Annotated in this window: 1 protein-coding gene; it reads left to right on the top strand. The window is 39.2% G+C overall.

All coding sequences use genetic code 11. The annotated features are described in order from the left end of the window. Window positions 1–658: 4-hydroxy-tetrahydrodipicolinate synthase (gene dapA, locus F6K49_RS51365; protein ID WP_293110653.1), on the top strand; the 658-nt coding region annotated here is incomplete at its 5' end. Between the last annotated feature and the right edge of the window lie 498 nt (window positions 659–1,156).

Genomic DNA, 1,156 nt, shown 5'->3' with positions numbered 1-1,156 from the left:
TGCTGGAACGGGTTCAAATTCTACAGAAGAAGCGATCGCTGCTACTGAAAAAGCTGCTAAACTAGGGTTAGATGGATCATTACAAGTTGTACCGTATTACAATAAACCGCCACAGTCAGGACTATACAAACATTTCCAAGCGATCGCAAAATCGAGTCCTGACTTTCCCCTGATGCTCTACAATGTACCGGGTCGCACAGGACAAAATCTGCAACCGGAAACTATTGCTCGTTTAGCCCAAATTCCTAATATCGTAGCTGTCAAAGAGGCTACTAGCGACTTCGAACAGACTAGTCAAATTAGGCGTTTAACCCCACCGGATTTTGCCATCTATTCTGGCGATGACTCCTTTACCCTAGCCACCCTGGCACTAGGAGGATCAGGTGTAGTTAGTGTAGCCAGTCATCTGGTTGGTTCCCAAATCCAACAGATGATTCAAGCTTTTGAGGAGGGGAAAACTAGTGAGGCTACTCAAATTCACCTCAAGCTTTTTCCCTTATTTAAAGTACTCTTTTGTACTACCAATCCTATCCCGATCAAAACAGCACTAGAACTTCAAGGTTGGCAGGTGGGTAGTCTTCGCTCACCGCTGTGCGAGCTACCCTCTGAATTAAAATCTCGTTTAAAGGAGGTTCTGATTGAGCTGGATTTAATTTAAATAATTACTCATTTTGTCCCAATTCCCTTTCATCAGATCTATCTTCGCTTTGTAAGGTAGGAAAGATGACTGAATCCTTAGCGAAGACTATGTTATGGATTGGGAGGGAGATTAGTGATCTATTAATTGTTTATTGAATTTTGGCTTTCTTTATCCCTAATTTTTTACTATTATTTTAGTTTCTATTATTTTACCGTTTATTTGCTAATAATTAGTTGATCTAAAAAAGCTATACATCATTCATTCATTGCTTTATCTGTGTGATGGATTTGATCTATAGATCAAATCAAAGGTAATTGGTAACACTTTTTTCATTTTTTTACTAGCAAAAAAACTCAGAGGATTCAAATGACTAAGCAAACATCTAAACCAGCTTTAAAAATTATTCCCCTAGGCGGACTCCATGAAATTGGCAAGAACACTTGTGTTTTTGAATTCAATGACGAAATCCTGCTCTTAGATGCTGGGATTGGCTTCCCTAATGATGAGATGCATGGA

The sequence above is a fragment of the Moorena sp. SIO3I6 genome (assembly GCF_010672095.1).
This window is presented reverse-complemented; position numbering and strand designations above follow the sequence as displayed.